The following is a 16,559-nucleotide window of genomic DNA, read 5'->3' on the forward strand; positions in this document are numbered from 1 at the left end:
CGCGCACCGCCGCTTCACTCAGCGCGCATGCCGGCGCACCAGTTGCGCGAGCGCCTCCTCCGGCGTCGTCGTACCGTAGGCCCGCTCCGACACGTCGGCCTCGACGTCGATCCGCCCCGCGTTGTGCACGTCGTACAGATCGACGATCAGCTGGGCATGGCGTTCGCTGAGCCCGGCCCGCAGCAGCGTCGCGCTCCACGTGTCGCGCGGCAGCTCGTGCGCGACGATCGCACGACCGGCCGCCGTGCCCAGCATCTCCGCGATCGCCGTCACGCTCACCCGCCGCGGCCCTTCGACGCTGACGATGCGCGGCCCGCTACCGCCTTCCGGCGCATCGAGCAGCAGCCGCGCCGCGACGACGCCCACATCGGGCGCCCAGACCGTCGGAAATACCTTGCCGACCGGATGGTGGAAGCTCGGCAGCACGCCGGCGCCGAGCGCGACCGGCAGCACGCGCGCCCAGTTCTGCAGATGCTCGGCCGAGCGCAGCAGCGTCAGCTGCGTCGGAACCGTCTTCAGTCGTTCCTCGAAATCATGGAACAGACGCGTGATACCCGTATTGCCTTCCAGCTCCGCGCCGTAGTCCGACAAAGCCAGCAGCGCGGGCGGCGGATTCGCCGCGAGCGCGGCGGTCGCGACATCGATGGTCCGCGCCATCGTCGCGGCCGGATCGGGATCGGCGACCGGCACCGGGCACAGGATCTGCACGGCCTGCGCGCCGTCGATCGCCGCGGCGATCGCGTTCGCGTCCGTCAGGTCCGCGATCGCGACATCGCAGCCGAGCTGCGCGAACCGTTCACGATGGCGTGCGTCGCGCAGCACCGCGCGCACGGAATGGCCTGCGTTGCGCAAGGCCGTCACGGTCGACAGGCCGACGTTGCCGGATGCTCCGAAGATCACGAACACGATCTGCTCCTGAGGGATGAAAGTGCTGTGATTGTCGACATGCGCGGCCCGAGTGGCGCGCACGGAGGGATGAATCGAGCAGGAAAGGATGATGGGATGCGAGTGCGGGTGCGGCCCGTGCACCGCTGTTTCGTTATGCGTCGCTGCCGCCATCCTCGCCGTCATAAGCCAGCCGCAACCCGCCCCGCGCGCCCGACCGCGCAATCTCCGTCGGCGTCGCGCCGAGCACGCGGTTCATCCAGTTCGCCATGTGACTCTGATGCGCGAACCCGGCTTCCAGCGCGATCTGGCTGATGCTGAGCCGGCCTTCGAGCAGCAGCGCCTTCGCGCGCTCCACCCGGCGCCGCACGACGTACTGGTGCACGGGCATCCCGAGCGTTTCGCGGAACAGGACCTTGAAATGCGGCACGCTGATCGACACGAGCGCCGCGAGCTCGGCCAGTGTCATGCGCCGGTCGAGATTCGCTTCGACATAGTCGATCACGCGCGCCGCCGCCTTCGGCGCCAGCGTGCGCCGGCGTTCGCGAAACGCCGGCTGGCCGTCGACCAGCCGCGCGACGAGCGCCGTGCACAGGCTTTCCGCATAGAGCGGATCCGATGCGTCTTCCGCTTCGAGTTCGGCGGCCATCGCCCATGCGATGTGCTGCAGCCGCGGGTCGCGCACCTGCAGCCGCCGGCGGATCTGCGCGTGCGACGGCTTCAGTTCGAGCTGCTCGACCGTGTGCCGCACGAAGGTGTCGCTGAGCGCGATGTGCAGGATCCGGCAGTCGGCGCTGTCGGTCCACTGGCCGGGCAGGCCGGCCGGAATCACGTCGGCGTCGCCGTGCGCCTGGATACGCGACGTGCGCTCGCCGTCGCAGACACAATCCGCCCGGACCGGCGCGCCGACATGCACGCCGATCCGGTGATGCTCGGCTGCCGGAATCCGGTACGTGCCCGCGCGGATCTCCAGCAGCGACGCGCCGAAGCCGTGCCAGCCGAGCCCGCGGCTGGAGCGCAGGCTGACCGGGACGCCGTTGTCCGTCGGCGCGGCAAGAATCGGGTCGCTCATTGATGGTCTCCGCCAGATCAGGTGCCGAATGCGCATTGTGACGCGTTTCGGGCCGGCGTGCCGGCCCTGCGCAACCGCCGCCGAATCAAGCAAAAAAAGATCATCCGTTTCTGCTCGGGACGATCCTTGCGTGCGCGCCGACGGGCGCCGCGCCGCTTACGATCGGCTCATCCGACACCTACGGAACCCGTCATGCCCCATTACTGCCCTCAACGCGCGGCGTTCATCGCGCGCTCGCCCCACGCCGCCCGCGCTTCATCCGGCCCCCACGGCCGCCGCGGCCGCACCGCCATCGCCGCGTGGTGCCTGCGCATCGTCGGCTGGTACCGGCTCGAACGGCTGCTCGCGTCGATTCCCGACAGCAACGACGATTTCGGGCTCGGCTGACCGGCCGTTCGACACCCCGCCTACTTGCGCCGCCGCTCGTGCGGCGCGACCGTCGCGCCGTCGATCACCGGCGCGCCCTGCTTGATCAGGAAGTCGCGAAACAGCCCGGTCACCTGCGAGATGCGCCGGTCGGCGACCGTCACCACATACCATTCGCGCTCGATCGGGTTGCCGGGGAACGGCAGTTGCCCGAGCAGCCCCGTGCGCAGTTCGAGCGCACACGCGTGCAACGACAGGAACGCGACGCCGAGCCCCGCTTCGGCCATCTGCTTGATCGCCTCGTTGCTCGACAGTTCGGAGCCCACATGAAAGCGATGGCCCGCGTTCTTGAACAGGCTCTCGACGGTCGAGCGCGTGCCCGCGCCGCGTTCGCGCACGAGCAGGTGCGCGGATTCGAGATCCTTCAGCGCGACGCGCTTGCGCTGCATCAGCGGATGGCCGGGCGCCGCGACGAACACCATCGGGTGCTTCGCGAACTCGACCGCGTGCGTACGCAGCTCCTTCGGCGCACTGCCCATCACCGCGAGATCGATTTCATGCGTCGCGAGCATGCGGATGATGTCGTCGCGATTACCGACCTTGAAATACGTCTTCACGTGCGGACGCGTCGCGGTGAATTTGACGAGCAGCGGCGGAATCAAATATTCGGCCGTCGTGATCGCACCGATCCGCAGCGTGCCGCCGAGATCGCCCGTCAGCGCGGCCACTTCGTCGCCGGCCTCGCTCCACAGATGCAGGATCTCTCGCGCGTAGCGCGCCACGATCTCGCCGGCCGCGGTCAGCTGCACGCCGCGCCCCACTCGCTGCAACAACGCGGCGCCCACGGCCTCCTCGAGCAGCCGAACCTGCAGCGACACGGCCGGCTGCGTCAGGTTCAGTTCCTCGGCCGCGCGCGACACGCTGCCGAGCCGCGCAATCATGTCCAGCGCCTTCAACTGCCGGAACGTCGCGGTCTTTCCTATAAGTGAATACATATGAGTCGCTTATAAACATTAAATTGTTCGAGTGGGTTCCAAACTATATCGTCGGTTCATGAGCAATGTCATCCGAATCGTCATTCAGCGGGAGCCCAACATGGACAACACCACGCCCAACCTTGCAACGGACCGCGCACCGCGCCTGCCGCGCATCGTGATCGTCGGCGGCGGCGCCGGCGGCCTGCAGCTCGCGACGCGTCTCGGCGATACGGTCAGACGCCGCGGCCAGGCCGACGTCGTGCTCGTCGACCGCTATCCGACGCACTTCTGGAAGCCGCTGCTGCACGAAGCCGCATCGGGCCATCGGGACCCGGCTTCCCACACGATCGAATACGCGGCGCAGGCGAAGCGCCACGGCTTCCGCTTCGTGCAGGGCGCGCTGCAGCGGGTCGATCGCACAGCACGCACGGCGACGATCGCGGCCGTGCAGGATGCGGACGGCACGGAAATCCTGCCGCAGCGCACGCTCGACTATGACGATCTCGTGCTGGCGGTCGGCAGCGTGACGAACTTCTTCAACGTGCCGGGCGCCGAGCGTCATGCGCTGCCGCTCGAAAACCTCGACCAGGCCGAGGATTTCCGCCGCAAGTTCCTTGCTGCCTGCACGAAGGCGAATCACCTGGCCGAGCAGCAGCCCGCGCAGCGCGGCGCGCCCATCTGCATCAACGTGATCGGCGCGGGCGCGACGGGCGTCGAGCTGGCCGCCGCGCTGCGGCATGCGGTCCAGCAACTGACGACGTACCGCTTCAAGGCGCTGGTGTCCGCGCGCGACGTGCACATCCGGCTGATCGAAGGCGGCCCGCGCATCCTGCCGGCGCTCGACGCACGGCTGTCCGGCAAGATGCACGCGCGGCTTCGCGCGCTGAACGTCGACGTGCTGACCGATACGCGCGTGGCGGAAGTCGGCGCGGATGCCGTGACGACCGCGACCGGCGAACGGCTCGCGAGCGACATCACGATCTGGGCGGCCGGCGTCGCGGGCCCCGCGATGCTGCGGGACATCGGCGAGATCGCGCTCAACCGGTCGAACCAGGTGATCGTGACCGACACGCTGCAGACACCCGACGATCCGCACGTGTATGCGTTCGGCGACTGCGCTGCATGCCCGTCGACCGGCGCAAGCGGGTTCCTGCCGCCGCGTGCGCAGGTCGCGTATCAGCAGGCCGTGTATCTGGTCAACGCGTTCGCACGCCGCGTCGCCGGCAAGTCGGTGCCCGGCTTCACGTTCCGCGATGCGGGCACCGTCGTGTCGCTCGGGCATGCGGGCGCCGTGTATCAGGCGGATATCGGCGTGCGCTCACGCTCGCTGATCGTCGACGGGCTGGCGGCGATCGGGCTGTACAAGTTCCTGTATCGCAAGCACCTGTTCAGCGTGGTCGGCATGAAGCGCGCGCTGTTCCAGTCGCTGAGCCATTGGCTGCAAAGCCGCAACCAGCCGTCGATCAAGCTGCATTGATCTCACCTGGTCGCACGCAAGATCGCAGCGCGGCATATCGGGCGAGCATCGCCCGATATGCCGTTTTTCTATATGCAAATGCACGATGCATCCGGAACGTGCGCCATGCCGGTGCATCCCATCGAAGGCCATCGATACGATGCGATTCATGCGGGAAAAGCCGTGCGACACGCATCCCGCGCCCGCTCTGGCTTGGCCACCCATTCATTAGTCGGAACGTATGAGTCGACTATAAATATTAATTGGTTGCGTTTTCCGGATCGACGCTAAGGTGTGTGGCATTCCCGTCGGCGAACGGATCATCACGTTTCTGAAAAGGAATCACCGTGGTCATCGAAGCCATCGTCACCCGTCTCGACGCAGCATTCGCGCAGATCGAAGCAACGCCGGATTCGCGCGAATCGCGCCATCAACGCGACGCGATCATCCAGTGGCTGGACCAGGCATCGGAAGAAGGATATCGGCTCGGTCTCGTCACGACGCTGCCGGCCGCGCGGCTCAACGACATGTTCGAAGGCCAGTTCGGCCGCGCGAACCTCGACCGCTTCTCGGTCGTCGTCACGGACACCGATCAACAGGACTCCCGATCGAATCAGCATCCGTTCGATGTCGCGCTGCAGGCGCTCGGCGTGCCGCGGGAGCGCGCGGTCGGGATCGCGAGCAGCGAACCGGAACGCCTCGAAGCCGAGCATTTCGGGCTGTCGCGCTGTGTGAACATCACCGATACGGTGCGCTCGATCGCATCGGCCGGGCTGCACTGAACGCCCGCACACGGGCCGGCCTGAGCCGGCCATCGTCGTCGATCCGGCGGCAATCCGACGATTGCCCGACCGCATCCTGACATTCTGCTGTCAAAGTCGCTTGCAACACTTCGGGGCTCGACCACATTCCCCTGAGGCGGGGCGACGCGCATGCGCATCGCCCCGTCCGTTGCCCGCCACGATGACACGCCCGACCCGCACCGCCGCCGCCCTCACGATTGCCTGCCTGTTGCTCGCCGCTTGCGGCGGGGATGACTCGACGCCGCCCGCCGCGTCGGCCGACAACAACGGCTCGGCGCCCGCACCGCAGCCCCAGCCTCAACCTCAGCCCGCGCCGCCCCCGGCACCCGCGACCTACTACCAGACGAAGACGCCGTACCGCCCGCAGCAGGACGCCGCGACGTACGAAGCGCCGCCGGCCGGCTACGCGCCGGTCTATACCGAACTCGTCGCACGTCACGGCTCGCGCGGGCTGTCGGGCTTCAAGTACGACGGCGCGATCCACGCGATGCTGGTCAAGGCCGAGGCCGACGGCGCGCTGACCGCGCTCGGGGCGCAGCTCAAGGCCGACACGTACGCGATGATGAAGGCCAATGCGCTGCTCGGCTACGGCGTGCAGGGCATCTCGACACCCGGGTACGGCAACCTGACTCAAACCGGCATCCGCGAGCATCAGCAACTTGCCGCGCGTCTCGCGCAGCGGTTGCCCGCGCTGTTCGCCGCGGGCAACCGGCAGGTGGTCGTCGTCAACTCGGGCCAGGATCGCGCGGTCGACAGTTCGACGTATTTCTCGGCGGCGCTCGTCGCCGCGCAGCCGGCAGTGGCGCCGGCCGTCACGCTGCCGGCCGCGCCGGCCGGCTATCCGGCGAGCGCACCGGTCGCGCAGCCGGCCGGCACCAACCGCTTCCTGCTGTATTTCCACTCGCTGAAGCCGGCCACCGATCTCGTGACCGACACGAGCGATCCGTACTACGCGACCTATCAGGCGAGCCAGACGTACCAGGCCTATGCGAACGACGCGACGGTGGCCGCGAAGCTGAAGGCGATCAAGGCCGCGCCGCAGGCGGCCGACGTCGCGCAAACGGTGCTGTCCGCGCTCGTGTCGCCGGCCTTCATCGCGAAGCTCGGCACCGACGGCTACACGTTCGCGAACACCGGCACCTATGCGTTCACGTCGACGGACGGCAAGTTCACCAATACGCTGAAGGGCGACGGCAAGACGAAGATCGCGACCGCCGTCGACGCGGTGAACGTGCTGTACAACCTGCTGCAGGTTGCGCCCGCAATGACCACGGAAACCGGCGGCGTCACGATGGAGAAGTACATCGGCGCCGAGCAGGCGCAGTATCTCGCGTATCTGCAGGATGCCGAGGACTACTACCAGAAGGGGCCCGGCATCCAGGAAGCGAACCCGGTGACGTACCGGATGGCGAAGGTGCTGCAGGACGACTTCTTCGGCGAAGTCGACGCGATCGCGCGCGGCGACCTGACGCATGCCGCGAAGCTGCGCTTCACGCATGCGGAGATCGTGATTCCGTTCGCGTCGATCATGAATCTGAAGAACGTGTTCGTGCCGACGCCGCAGTCACAGACGTACACGTATGCGAACAACCCGTGGCGCGGCGACCAGGTGTCGCCGATGGCCGCGAACATGCAGTGGGACGTCTATCGCAACGGGTCGCGGCTCATCGTGAAGATGCTGTACAACGAGCGCGAGACGGATTTCCAGGCCGCGTGCGACGGCGCGAAGATCGCGCCGGGCAGCCACTTCTACGACTACGCGGGGCTGAAGCAGTGTTACGGGTATCAGTAACGTGATGCGCGGCGGCGCAGCCGATAGCCGTTCGGGCTGCCGGCATCTCACGCCGACGAACTCGCGGCGGCTCGGCCGGTCGAACGAGCATCGCCGGAGAATCTTTATGAAACGCGTCGCGCTTGCCGCTGTCCTGACCCTGTTTGCTGCCATCAGCGTGCCGGCTGTCGCCGGTGGGCCATCCGGTGCCGTCCCGGCGGCTCCGGCTCATATGTACGGAAAGAATTGCGTGCCGTCGCGAGATGCCTCGTCAGGCGCCCGTTCCCCCTCCAGCGCGCCGCCGATCCGCGTCTGCGTCGGCGATTCCGACACGCAACTGAACCTGCCCTGGTTCCTGACCGACGTCCTCACCGCCGTGGACACGCACCAATCGCCCAGCGGCCTGCTCCACAAGATGCGCAACGATTTCTGACTCACCGCCGGCACCGCCTCGTTCACGACTCGCCGGCGCGCTTCAGCACCTGTATGAACGTGCCGACGATGCCGGCCCACATCGCGGGATCGGCGATGCGCTCCAGCAGCACCCGCAATTCCCGTCGTTCTTCGCTCGACAACACGCCGTGCGCGCCACGAATGCTGTCGTAACGCGGCGTACCGCGCGACGCGAGCGCACGATCGAGCGAATAGTCGCGGGCCGCTCCGTCCACCGAAATCCGGATCCACAGCGAACCGCCGTCCGCGGCGGCGGCGCCATCCGTCACGATGACCGCGATCGATGCATTTTCTTCCATCGCAACGCTCCGATTTCACGCGCCGACAGCAGATTGCCCACGCCGCCACCACATGAAAATGTTTCTTTTTGAGACACAATCGGCAAATCTCATCAATATTTAAACGACAATATTTCGTAATATCCCGCCGCATCTTATACTTGCCGCGCACCATCCTCGTGCCAAGAGACGGTGTCTTTCGTCCCGGCTGCACACGCTGTGCGGCCGGGGCTTTTTTCGGTACGCTGCGTCGATATACATGCTGAATGCGGGCATGTTATTGCGAAATGCTGCCGGGATAAATGGCCGATCGCGGCAGGCTCGCACCGACGCCCGTCGCGACGGCCGAATCGACCGGCGTCCCGAAACCGGCGCGCGAGCCGCACGGCCCGAATCAGGCATGCGGCGTGCGCGCCGTTTGCGCATCGACCGGTTCGACTTGCCACGCCATGCGTACAACACCAAAGGCAACCGCAGGACTGCGGGCGCTCACGCCCGGCTCGAAACCCCTTTTCCACCGCCGCGGTGCGTGGCCGCGCGTCGTCTTTTTCGCCGCCGTGATCATTTGCGTGCTCGTGCCTGCCTTCGCGATCGTGCTGGCCGACCGCTACGCGCGCGATGCCGTCACCGCGCATGAGCGCGTCGTGGCGAACGACATCGTGGCATCCGTGGACCGCATCCTGGACGGCGTTCGCCTTCGACACGCGGACGAGCTGACCGCCCTCGTCGGGCGGCCCTGCGCGACGGTGTTCCGGACGCTGGCCGAAGTGGGCACTCGCCTGCGCTACCTGCGCGCGGTCGCGCTGGTGAACGACGGGCGCGTCACGTGCTCGTCGGCGCTCGGTTCGATCGACCTGCCGCTCGCCACCTATGCACGCGAACCCGACCCGGGATCGATGATCGTCACGCTGCTGCGCCAGACGCCGTTCCAGCACGGCATTCCGGTGCTGTCCGCGTTCCGCGCCACCGCGCGCGGCGCGGGCGTCCTGTACCTGATCGAAGGCGACTACGTGGCCGACGCGCTCGCCCGCGGCACCGGCAATGAAGCGGAAACGGCCATGCTGTCGATCGCGGGTTCGGGCCGTCTCGATCAGCACGGGAAGTTCGCGCCGGAAACGGACGCAGGCCCCGCGGGCGGCAGCACGATTGCTTCGCGGCACTGGCCGTTCACAGTGTCGGTCATCGCATCCGCGCGCTACGCGTCACAGGTCCAGCGCCACTACCGGCTGATCTGCGCGACGATCGTGCTGCTGGCCGATAGCCTCGTGATCGCCGCCTACCTGCTCGCGATGGCGCCGCGGCGGCTGTTGCTGAAGGCCGTGCGCCACGCGCTCAGGCGCAACGAATTCCATGTCGTGTACCAGCCCATCGTCGACGTGCAGACGCGCAGGACGGTCGGCGTCGAAGCGCTGCTGCGCTGGCACCATCCGAAGTGGGGGGCCATCAGCCCGGCCGTGTTCATCCCGCAGGTGGAATCGAGCACCGTGCTGCCGAAGGTCACCGAATTCGTGCTGCGCACCGCCGTGTCCGAGCTGGCTGCGCTGACGCCGTCCGCGCCGCTGCGCATCGCCGTGAACGTTGCGCCGCAGGACCTCGAGCGCGGGCGGTTCGTGGCCGTCGTCGAGGAAGCGATCCGCGCGCTGCCGCCCGGCTTCACGCTGGTGCTCGAAGTCACCGAGCGCATCCTGCTCGAGAAGAACGCGCGAACCACCGAGATCTTCCAGGCGTTGCGGTCGAAAGGCGCGAAGTTCGCGATCGACGATTTCGGCACGCATCACAGCAATCTCGACATGCTGTCGCGCTTTCCGTTCGACTACGTGAAGATCGATCGACAGTTCGTCTCGCAACTGGACCATGGCAGCGCGAGGCTGATCGAGGGGATCTCGGCCGTCGCGCATCACTACGGCCTGAAGATCATCGCGGAAGGCGTGGAGACGGAAGCGCAGCATCGCGCGCTGCATGCGGTCGGAATCCAGTACGCGCAGGGCTACCTGTACCAGCGGCCGCTGCGTGCGGAGAACCTGAAGCTGGATTTCGCACGGGCGACGACGGTGTAGCGGGCCGCCGACGGCGGCTACTGCGCGCCGTATTGACCGCCCAGGTGCACGCGGCCCTGCTCGACCCATCCTTCGAAGTCGTCGCCGGTCTTGCCGTTCACGTACATGACGTTGTACCAGCGCCCGTGCGATTTGTAGACGGTCACCGAATCGCCGGGGACGATGAAGGTCCGCTTCGTCATGCACTGCGCGTCGGGCGCCGAGTAGAAATACGCGCGCCCCGTGCCGATGACCGTGCCGAACGCCGGCGGCCGGAAGTTATCGTCCGGGCCGCTCGTGGCTGCGTCGAGCCGGCTGCAATCCACCGTGCTTTTCGCGTGCGCGACGTGCGCGCCCAGGCTCGCGCCGAGCACCAGCATCGCGATGCCCATGCGCATCGTCGTTTTCATCTGCATGATCCGTTCTTTACGCCGTATTTTTTCGGTTTGCCGGTTCGCGGGCGGCCCCACGCTTTCAATCCTGCGCGAGCGTCGTCGCTTCGACGCCGGCCGCTTCCGGATGATGCCCGAGCCGCACGGAAATCGCCTGCCCGGCCTCCTTCAGCAAGGCGACGTAATGCGCTTTCGTGTCCGCGCCGCACCGCATCGTCGGAAACGACAGCGACAGCCCCGCGATCACGCGATCGAAACGGTCGAACACGGGCACCGCGAGACACAGCAGGCCATCTTCCTGCTCCTCGTTGTCCTCGCCGTAGCCCTGCCGCCGCACGTGCGGCAGGATGCTCATCACCGCGTCGGCCGACGCGAGCGTTTTCGCGGTCGACTTCCTGAACTCGATGCCGGCCAGCACCGCCCGCGCGTCGGCGGGCGACATCCATGCGAGCAGCACCTTGCCGATCGCCGTGCTGTACAGCGGATTGCGCCGCCCGATCCGCGACTGCATGCGCAGCCCGTAATCGGCGTCGATCTTGTGGATGTAGATGATCGCGTCCTCGTCGAACGCGCCGAGATGCACGGCTTCGCGCGTCAGTTGCCCGATGCGGCGCATCTCGAGATCGGCCTCGCGCACGAGATCCACGCTCTCCAGTGCCTTGCTGCCGAGTTCGAACAGCCGGATCGTCAGCCGGTAGCGATCGGTCTCGCCTTCCTGCGCGACATAGCCGAGCGCCTTGAGCGTCTGCAGGAAGCGATGCACCGTCGTCTTCGACATGCCGAGCTGGTGCGACAGTTCGCTGATGCCGACCTCGCGGCGCTCGCCGAGCGCGGCGAGGATCGTGAAGACCTTGCCGACGGCGGCAACCGAATCGGGCTTCTCGACGGCGCCTGCCGCCGAAAGATCCACCTCGGTTTCCTGGTTCGCCTGATCGCGCTTGCGCTGCCTGGGCGTTGCTGTCATGTCCGTGAATCCGTGAGATGCGAATCGGGAGAGCATAACGCGTTCATCGCGCGAGGCGTTCAGCGCGCGAGCCACCCGCCGTCGACGGCGAGCGTGTGACCGTGCACGTAGTCCGACGCGCGCGACGCGAGGAACACCGCCGCGCCCGCGAGATCGTCCGGCACGCCCCAGCGGCCGGCCGGGATGCGGGCGAGGATTTCGTCGCTGCGCCGGCTGTCCTCGCGCAACTGCGCGGTGTTGTCGGTCGCCATGTAGCCGGGCGCGATCGCATTCACGTTGATCCCGCGCGCGGCCCATTCGTTCGCGAGCAGCCGCGTGAGGCCCAGCACGCCGCTCTTCGACGCCGTGTACGACGGCACGCGAATGCCGCCCTGGAACGACAGCATCGATGCGACGTTCACGATCTTGCCGCCGCGCCCCTGCCGCACCATCTGCCGCGCGACCGCCTGCGACAGAAAAAATACGCTCTTCAGGTTCACGTCGATCACGGCGTCCCAGTCGGCTTCGGTGAACTCGAGCGCATCGCAGCGGCGGATCATGCCCGCGTTGTTGACGAGGATGTCGACGTGGCCGAACGCGTCGAGCGCGCCGCCGACGATCCGCTCGACCGGCTCGAGCGTCGACAGATCCGCGTGCACCTCGACGAAACGCCGCCCCGCAGCGGCGACGCGCGCCGACGTTGCATCGGACGACGAACGGTTCGCGCCGACGATGTCGCACCCGGCCGATGCGAGCGCGACGGCCATCGCCGCGCCCAGCCCCGTGTTGCAGCCGGTGACGATCGCGACCTTGCCGGTCAGGTCGAACAGGCCGGCGAGCACGGCATGCGCATCGGCGGCGGGAAGATCGGGCGTATCGCGTTTCATGATGTCAGCGCAGATCGGCGACGGCGATATGGTCCATGTCCTTGAACACCTGGTTCTCGCCGACCATCCCCCAGATGAACGTGTACGCCTTCGTGCCGACGCCGGAATGAATCGACCAGCTCGGCGAGATCACGGCCTGCTCGTTGTGCACCACCACGTGACGCGTCTCACGCGGCTCGCCGAGCATGTGGAACACGGCTGCGTCGGCGGCGAGGTTGAAGTAGAAATACACTTCCATTCGCCGCTCGTGCGTATGGCACGGCATCGTGTTCCACAGGCTGCCGGGCTCGAGTTTCGTCATCCCCATCGACAGCTGACAGGTCGGCAATACGTCGGGCACGATGAACTTGTAGATGGTGCGGCGGTTGCTCGTGGCCGCATCGCCGAGCGTTTCGGGCGCTGCCTGCGCGAGCGTGATCGTGCGGGTCGGATACGCCGCGTGCGCGGGCGCGCAGTTCAGGTAGAACTTCGCGGGCTGTGCGCGATCGTCGCTGCCGAACACGACGCCCTGCCCGCCTCGTCCGACGTAGATCGCCTCCTCCGTGCCCACCGCATGCCGCTGCCCGTCGACCTCGACCCACCCCGGCCCGCCGATGTTGATCGCCCCGAGCTCGCGCCGCTCCAGCAGATGGCTCACGCCCATCGCGGCGCCGAGCGACGCCGGCACCTCGACCGGCCGCGTGGCCGGCCACGCGCCGCCGACGATGATGCGGTCGATATGGCTGTAGGTGAGCGACAGCGCGTCCGGCGCGAACACGTTCTCCACCAGGAAATGCCGACGCAGGCCGGCCGTGTCGAGCGCCTTCGCGTGTTCGCTGTGAATGCCCTGCCGTACTTCCATGCCGGTTCTCCATCGGGAATGGACACGCCGCCGGCACCGTCGCCGCCGATCGCCCTGATGAAGATTGAAGCACATATTTCTTGAATTCGGAACGTCGATCCGTATTTTCGATCCGGCCATGGCGAGCGATAAATTCCTTTCGTATCAATTCAGTCGCGTATTACGGGTATACGACTACCGTCGAATTTCACAAAAAACGGACCGCCGTTCCGAATCATGTTCTATAGTCAGTCAGCAGACATCATTCGACAACGGGACGCATTGACGTCCACGGAGGAGACGTGAAGCTGAAACAGGCCATCGACCGCATTCCGGGCGGGCTCATGCTGGTCCCGATGCTGCTGGGCGCGTGCGTGCATACGTTCGCACCGAACGCCGGGAAGTACTTCGGCTCGTTCACCAACGGCCTGATCGCCGGCACGGTGCCGATCCTCGCCGTCTGGTTCTTCTGCATGGGCGCGACGATCAACCTGCGCGCGACGGGCGTCGTGCTGCGCAAATCGGGCACGCTGCTCGCGACGAAGATCGTGGTCGCGTGGCTCGCGACGGTGATCGCCGCGCAGTTCATCCCCGACGACGGCATCCGCACGGGCCTCTTCGCGGGCCTGTCGTTGCTCGCGATCACGACGTCGATGGACATGACCAACGGCGGCCTGTATGCGGCCGTGATGCAGCAGTACGGCAGCAAGGAAGAGGCCGGCGCGTTCGTGCTGATGTCGATCGAATCGGGGCCGCTCGTCAGCATGCTGATTCTCGGCGCGGCCGGCGTCGCGGTGTTCGAGACGCGGCTCTTCGTCGGCGCGGTGCTGCCGTTCCTGATCGGCTTCACGCTCGGCAACCTCGATGTTGAGCTGCGCGAACTGTTCGGGCGCTGCGTGCATCCGCTGATTCCGTTCTTCGGGTTCGCGCTTGGTAACGGCATCGATCTGAACGTGATCGCGAAGAGCGGGCTGCCGGGCATCGCGCTCGGGCTCGCGGTGATCGTCGTGACCGGCGTGCCGTTGATTCTGGCCGACAAGTTTCTGGGCGGCGGCAACGGGACGGCCGGGCTTGCCGCGTCGTCGACGGCCGGCGCCGCGGTCGCGAACCCGGCCATCATCGGCGAGATGATTCCGAAGTTCAAACCGATGGTGCCGGCGGCGACCGCGATCGTCGCGACTGCTTGCCTCGTGACGGCGATTCTCGTGCCGATTCTGACGGCGATGTGGGCGAAACGGGCGGCGAGGGCAAGCGGTACGTCGCTGCCGTCGATGGCCGCGCGGCCCGCGCATGGAAGCCCGATCGAGCACGAAGGGCATGTGTGATGCACTTTTGACGTCGTTCCCTACTCCCGTCACAGGAAATCCGTTCGCCATGTCATTGCTCAAGCGCTTCGGCGCCGCCGCCCGTTTCCTCGCCGTTGCCGTGCTGCTTGCCGGAAGCGCCACCGCTCATGCCGCCGATGCCGATGCCGAGCGCGTCGCGCATGCGGTCGAGCGCCTGCGCGTCGCGATGCTCGACAGCAACGGCGCCGCGCTGCGCACGCTCATCGAGGACGATCTCACCTACGGCCACTCGTCCGGCCAGTTGCAGGACCGCGCCGCATTCCTGAAGACGCTCGACGGCACGCACGCGTTCCAGTCGATCGCACTGTCGGGCCAGACGGTGACGGTGAACGGCGACAGCGCATGGGTACGCCATACGTTCGATTCCGTCAACAACCTGCCGGATGGCAAGACGAGCACCGCGCATATCGGCGTGCTGCAGGTGTGGAAGCGGCATCCGGACGGATGGCGGCTGTTCGCGCGGCAAGCATATTTACTGCCGAAGGAGTGACGGCGCGATCCTGGGGCATCGTGCAGCGCGGTCGCACTGCCCCGATCCCGTGCGCTCCGTCGCGCGTCACGCTACAACGCCATCCCGCCGTCGATCGTCAGGCTCGAGCCCGTCATGTATCCCGATTCGGCGCTCGCGAGCCACGCCACCAGCGAGGCAATCTCGTCCGGGCTGCCGGCCCGCCGCAGCGGAATCAGCGGGCGAATCTGGTCGAGGTGATCGGCCGTCATGTCGGTCTCGACCGGCCCCGGCTGCACGTTGTTGATCGTGATCCCGCGCGGGGCGAGATCGACGGCGATACCCTTGACCATCACGGCCACCGCGGCCTTCGTCATCGAATAGACGCTCGACCCCGGATGCCCGCTGCGCGCGGCCGTATTGCTGCCGATCGTGACGATCCGGCCGCCGTGCGTCAGATGCGCGGCGCCGGCCTGGACGGCCAGGAACACGCCCCGCACGTTGACCGCCAGCATCCGGTCGAGATCGTCGACGCCGACCTCGGCCACGTCGCCCAGCTTCAGGATGCCCGCATTGACCACGACGACGTCGAGCCGCCCGAAGCGCCCGACTGCCTGCGCAACGGCCTGGCGAATCTCGTCCACGTTCGCGCTGTCGGCCCGGATGGGCAGCGCAACCCGCCCGCTCGCTTCGATCGCGGCAGCGGTTTCCTGCGCGCGTTCGGGCGCCGAGACATAGGTAAACGCGACATCCGCGCCGTCGGCCGCTAGCCGCCGGGCGATGGCTGCGCCGATCCCGCGCGACCCGCCGAATACGATCGCGGCCTTGCGTGCACCGCTGGAAATGTCCGTCATGATTCGCTCCTTTATGGACTGACCAGTCAATAACTTACTCAAAAAAACGCCGGCAGCCGTGCCGGCGCGTTGTCTTGCGACTATCGGTATCAGCGTGCCCGGAGGCGGTCGGCCGCGAATTGCGCGGTCGTGCGCAACGTCTGCGGCTTCGACCCGGCACGCGCGCCGAGCTGGATACCCTGCATCGTCGTCAGGATGAAGCTCGCGGCCTCGCGCGCATCGACCGCGCGGTCGATCTCGCCCGCGTCCTGCCCTTCGCGGATTCGCGCGACGACCTGCTTGTGCAGCATCGCACCCGCTTTCTCGCGCAGCTCGGCCAGCTCGGGATCGGCCGTGCCGAATTCGCAGATCGCATTGACGCCCATGCAACCAAGCACGCGCTCGGCCGCGTCGCCGGCGATCACGCCGAGCAGCAGCGCCTCGATACCCGCGATCGCGGACGCCGGCGCCGTCAGGCGTGCGACGTGGCCCGACACGCTTTCCGACTGGTAGCGTTCGAGCGCTTCGACGTACAGACTGCGCTTGTCGCCGAACGCGTTGTAGAGGCTCTGCCTGCCGATCTGCATCGCACTCAGCAGGTCGTCAGTGGACGTCGCGGCATAGCCCTTCTCCCAGAACACGCGCAACGCGCGCTCCAGTGCCTCGTCCCGATCGAATTCACGTGGTCTCACCATGGCCATAGAATAGGTGTTATGGACAGATCAGTCAATAAATCGATATCGCTCCATCCCCATTTCGTCCGTGCCCGTGTCAGGCACGGAGCCCGCCCAAG

At 67.0% G+C, this 16,559-nt stretch carries 18 protein-coding genes; 8 read left to right on the forward strand and 10 right to left on the reverse strand.

Annotated elements, in window-relative coordinates:
* Positions 1-18: 18 nt before the first annotated feature.
* Both C4B30_RS06290 and C4B30_RS06295 read right to left on the reverse strand, forming a co-directional pair.
* On the reverse strand, positions 19-906 hold the full coding sequence (locus C4B30_RS06290) for an NmrA family NAD(P)-binding protein (RefSeq protein ID WP_105132077.1): 888 nt from the start codon (positions 904-906) through the stop codon (positions 19-21).
* A 133-nt stretch (positions 907-1,039) separates the two neighbouring features.
* Positions 1,040-1,957, reverse strand: a complete 918-nt coding sequence (locus C4B30_RS06295; protein WP_105132078.1) for an AraC family transcriptional regulator — start codon at positions 1,955-1,957, stop codon at positions 1,040-1,042.
* 192 nt (positions 1,958-2,149) lie between these two features.
* On the opposite strand from C4B30_RS06295, the gene C4B30_RS06300 reads away from it, so the two are divergent.
* A complete protein-coding gene (locus C4B30_RS06300) occupies positions 2,150-2,344 on the forward strand; it encodes a hypothetical protein (protein ID WP_199779054.1) in 195 nt (64 codons plus the stop codon).
* Positions 2,345-2,364: 20 nt separating this feature from the next.
* On the opposite strand, the gene C4B30_RS06305 is transcribed toward C4B30_RS06300, so the two are convergent.
* The gene (locus C4B30_RS06305) at positions 2,365-3,318 is read right to left on the reverse strand and encodes a LysR family transcriptional regulator (RefSeq protein WP_105132080.1); all 954 of its coding nucleotides are present in this window, start codon (positions 3,316-3,318) and stop codon (positions 2,365-2,367) included.
* 100 nt (positions 3,319-3,418) lie between these two features.
* Between C4B30_RS06305 and C4B30_RS06310 the strand changes: the two genes are divergently transcribed.
* From C4B30_RS06310 to C4B30_RS06325, 4 genes are all read left to right on the forward strand, one after another.
* Complete coding sequence (locus C4B30_RS06310; RefSeq protein WP_105132081.1) at positions 3,419-4,777, forward strand: NAD(P)/FAD-dependent oxidoreductase; 1,359 nt, start codon at positions 3,419-3,421, stop codon at positions 4,775-4,777.
* Between the two features lie 326 nt (positions 4,778-5,103).
* Complete coding sequence (locus C4B30_RS06315) at positions 5,104-5,538, forward strand: phosphatase (RefSeq protein WP_105132082.1); 435 nt, start codon at positions 5,104-5,106, stop codon at positions 5,536-5,538.
* 181 nt (positions 5,539-5,719) lie between these two features.
* Positions 5,720-7,351, forward strand: a complete 1,632-nt coding sequence (locus C4B30_RS06320; protein WP_105132083.1) for a histidine-type phosphatase — start codon at positions 5,720-5,722, stop codon at positions 7,349-7,351.
* A 106-nt stretch (positions 7,352-7,457) separates the two neighbouring features.
* Complete coding sequence (locus C4B30_RS06325) at positions 7,458-7,763, forward strand: hypothetical protein (protein ID WP_105132084.1); 306 nt, start codon at positions 7,458-7,460, stop codon at positions 7,761-7,763.
* A gap of 22 nt (positions 7,764-7,785) precedes the next feature.
* Here C4B30_RS06325 and C4B30_RS06330 read toward each other — a convergent pair whose 3' ends face one another.
* A complete protein-coding gene (locus C4B30_RS06330; protein WP_105132085.1) occupies positions 7,786-8,082 on the reverse strand; it encodes a hypothetical protein in 297 nt (98 codons plus the stop codon).
* Positions 8,083-8,510: 428 nt separating this feature from the next.
* Between C4B30_RS06330 and C4B30_RS06335 the strand changes: the two genes are divergently transcribed.
* Entirely contained in the window at positions 8,511-10,118 is a 1,608-nt protein-coding gene (locus C4B30_RS06335) for an EAL domain-containing protein (RefSeq protein ID WP_105132155.1), read from the forward strand.
* Positions 10,119-10,135: 17 nt separating this feature from the next.
* On the opposite strand, the gene C4B30_RS06340 is transcribed toward C4B30_RS06335, so the two are convergent.
* From C4B30_RS06340 to kduI, 4 genes are all read right to left on the reverse strand, one after another.
* Positions 10,136-10,507, reverse strand: a complete 372-nt coding sequence (locus C4B30_RS06340) for an SH3 domain-containing protein (RefSeq protein WP_027781925.1) — start codon at positions 10,505-10,507, stop codon at positions 10,136-10,138.
* A 64-nt stretch (positions 10,508-10,571) separates the two neighbouring features.
* Entirely contained in the window at positions 10,572-11,453 is an 882-nt protein-coding gene (gene kdgR, locus C4B30_RS06345; RefSeq protein ID WP_105132086.1) for a DNA-binding transcriptional regulator KdgR, read from the reverse strand.
* A 59-nt stretch (positions 11,454-11,512) separates the two neighbouring features.
* Positions 11,513-12,319: a 2-dehydro-3-deoxy-D-gluconate 5-dehydrogenase KduD gene (gene kduD, locus C4B30_RS06350; RefSeq protein ID WP_105132087.1), complete on the reverse strand. Its 807-nt coding sequence runs from the start codon at positions 12,317-12,319 to the stop codon at positions 11,513-11,515.
* 4 nt (positions 12,320-12,323) lie between these two features.
* Entirely contained in the window at positions 12,324-13,160 is an 837-nt protein-coding gene (gene kduI / locus C4B30_RS06355) for a 5-dehydro-4-deoxy-D-glucuronate isomerase (RefSeq protein WP_105132088.1), read from the reverse strand.
* 281 nt (positions 13,161-13,441) lie between these two features.
* Here kduI and kdgT point away from each other — a divergent pair, with 281 nt between their 5' ends.
* A complete protein-coding gene (gene kdgT, locus C4B30_RS06360) occupies positions 13,442-14,464 on the forward strand; it encodes a 2-keto-3-deoxygluconate transporter (protein WP_089500987.1) in 1,023 nt (340 codons plus the stop codon).
* Between the two features lie 49 nt (positions 14,465-14,513).
* Entirely contained in the window at positions 14,514-14,975 is a 462-nt protein-coding gene (locus C4B30_RS06365) for a nuclear transport factor 2 family protein (protein WP_105132089.1), read from the forward strand.
* Between the two features lie 71 nt (positions 14,976-15,046).
* Here the strand turns inward: C4B30_RS06365 and C4B30_RS06370 are convergent, their stop codons facing one another.
* Both C4B30_RS06370 and C4B30_RS06375 read right to left on the reverse strand, forming a co-directional pair.
* Positions 15,047-15,787 (reverse strand): SDR family oxidoreductase, encoded by a 741-nt coding sequence (locus tag C4B30_RS06370; RefSeq protein WP_105132090.1) that lies wholly within the window; start codon positions 15,785-15,787, stop codon positions 15,047-15,049.
* A gap of 89 nt (positions 15,788-15,876) precedes the next feature.
* Entirely contained in the window at positions 15,877-16,461 is a 585-nt protein-coding gene (locus C4B30_RS06375; protein WP_105132091.1) for a TetR/AcrR family transcriptional regulator, read from the reverse strand.
* Between the last annotated feature and the right edge of the window lie 98 nt (positions 16,462-16,559).

Source organism: Burkholderia sp. BE12, assembly GCF_002959955.1.
Taxonomy (GTDB): domain Bacteria; phylum Pseudomonadota; class Gammaproteobacteria; order Burkholderiales; family Burkholderiaceae; genus Burkholderia.

What these genes read in the sequence shown, in the direction of transcription:
- kduI (WP_105132088.1), bottom strand. Translation starts at nt 13,160, where the DNA reads ATGGAAGTACGGCAGGGCATTCACAGCGAACACGCGAAGGCGCTCGAC.
- C4B30_RS06340 (WP_027781925.1), bottom strand. Translation starts at nt 10,507, where the DNA reads ATGAAAACGACGATGCGCATGGGCATCGCGATGCTGGTGCTCGGCGCG.
- C4B30_RS06320 (WP_105132083.1), top strand. Translation starts at nt 5,720, where the DNA reads ATGACACGCCCGACCCGCACCGCCGCCGCCCTCACGATTGCCTGCCTG.
- C4B30_RS06335 (WP_105132155.1), top strand. Translation starts at nt 8,511, where the DNA reads ATGCGTACAACACCAAAGGCAACCGCAGGACTGCGGGCGCTCACGCCC.
- C4B30_RS06300 (WP_199779054.1), top strand. Translation starts at nt 2,150, where the DNA reads ATGCCCCATTACTGCCCTCAACGCGCGGCGTTCATCGCGCGCTCGCCC.
- C4B30_RS06365 (WP_105132089.1), top strand. Translation starts at nt 14,514, where the DNA reads ATGTCATTGCTCAAGCGCTTCGGCGCCGCCGCCCGTTTCCTCGCCGTT.
- C4B30_RS06325 (WP_105132084.1), top strand. Translation starts at nt 7,458, where the DNA reads ATGAAACGCGTCGCGCTTGCCGCTGTCCTGACCCTGTTTGCTGCCATC.
- C4B30_RS06310 (WP_105132081.1), top strand. Translation starts at nt 3,419, where the DNA reads ATGGACAACACCACGCCCAACCTTGCAACGGACCGCGCACCGCGCCTG.
- C4B30_RS06330 (WP_105132085.1), bottom strand. Translation starts at nt 8,082, where the DNA reads ATGGAAGAAAATGCATCGATCGCGGTCATCGTGACGGATGGCGCCGCC.
- C4B30_RS06305 (WP_105132080.1), bottom strand. Translation starts at nt 3,318, where the DNA reads ATGTATTCACTTATAGGAAAGACCGCGACGTTCCGGCAGTTGAAGGCG.
- C4B30_RS06375 (WP_105132091.1), bottom strand. Translation starts at nt 16,461, where the DNA reads ATGGTGAGACCACGTGAATTCGATCGGGACGAGGCACTGGAGCGCGCG.
- kdgR (WP_105132086.1), bottom strand. Translation starts at nt 11,453, where the DNA reads ATGACAGCAACGCCCAGGCAGCGCAAGCGCGATCAGGCGAACCAGGAA.
- C4B30_RS06295 (WP_105132078.1), bottom strand. Translation starts at nt 1,957, where the DNA reads ATGAGCGACCCGATTCTTGCCGCGCCGACGGACAACGGCGTCCCGGTC.
- C4B30_RS06370 (WP_105132090.1), bottom strand. Translation starts at nt 15,787, where the DNA reads ATGACGGACATTTCCAGCGGTGCACGCAAGGCCGCGATCGTATTCGGC.
- kduD (WP_105132087.1), bottom strand. Translation starts at nt 12,319, where the DNA reads ATGAAACGCGATACGCCCGATCTTCCCGCCGCCGATGCGCATGCCGTG.